The following is a 745-nucleotide window of genomic DNA, read 5'->3' as shown; positions in this document are numbered from 1 at the left end:
GCTGCCGGTGTGCCGTGGCCGAAGGAACAACAAGAGACTGGTCCAGTTAGAGCCATGGATGCGTCGATAGAAATGAAAGAGGAGATGACAATGGCGACGAAAAAAAGCTCTCAGGGCAGCTCCAAAGGTTTGGAAGACCTTTTCCATGATGGTCTGAAAGACATCTACTACGCCGAACGCAAGATTCTGACGGCGCTCCGGAAAATGGCAAAGGGCGCGGAGTCCGAAGAGTTGAAGGCGGCGTTCGAAAAACATCGTGACGAGACAGAGGGTCAGATTGAGCGCCTGCAGCAAGTTTTCGACGCCTTTGGCAAGAGAGTCCAAGGGAAAACGTGCCCGGCGATCGACGGCATCATCGAAGAAGGACAAGAGATTTTGGAGGAGTTCGAGGAGGCTCCGGCATTGGACGCGGGTCTCGTGGCTGCAGCCCAGTCCGTCGAACATTATGAAATAGCGCGCTACGGGACTCTTGTCACATGGGCCGGCTTACTTGGTCTGAAAGACGCCGTCCCGCTACTCGAACAGACGCTCAAGGAAGAAAAAGCAACCGATGAGGCGCTCACCCGACTAGGCGAAGCAGGCGTCAACGAACGGGCGATGCAACAGGCCGCATAACTTCGGATCGAATCGACGCGATCGCGGCCCCGGCAGACGGGATTGGAGCTTGGTTGTATTCGCCAATCCTGGCACACGCGTATAGGCCGCCGAGCCGTCGACGTGGTTGGTAGCCGACCGGTTTCGACTA

Annotated in this window: 1 protein-coding gene; it reads left to right on the top strand. The window is 56.5% G+C overall.

The window, feature by feature from the left end; all coding sequences use genetic code 11:
* Positions 1-90: 90 nt before the first annotated feature.
* Positions 91-615 carry a YciE/YciF ferroxidase family protein gene (locus NKH67_RS34035; RefSeq protein ID WP_353033113.1) on the top strand — a complete coding sequence of 175 codons (525 nt, stop codon included), beginning with the start codon at positions 91-93 and terminating at the stop codon, positions 613-615.
* The last annotated feature ends 130 nt before the right edge of the window (positions 616-745 follow it).

The sequence above is a fragment of the Mesorhizobium sp. M0968 genome, from assembly GCF_040319065.1.
In the GTDB taxonomy this organism is placed as follows: Bacteria; Pseudomonadota; Alphaproteobacteria; order Rhizobiales; family Rhizobiaceae; genus Mesorhizobium.
This window is presented reverse-complemented; position numbering and strand designations above follow the sequence as displayed.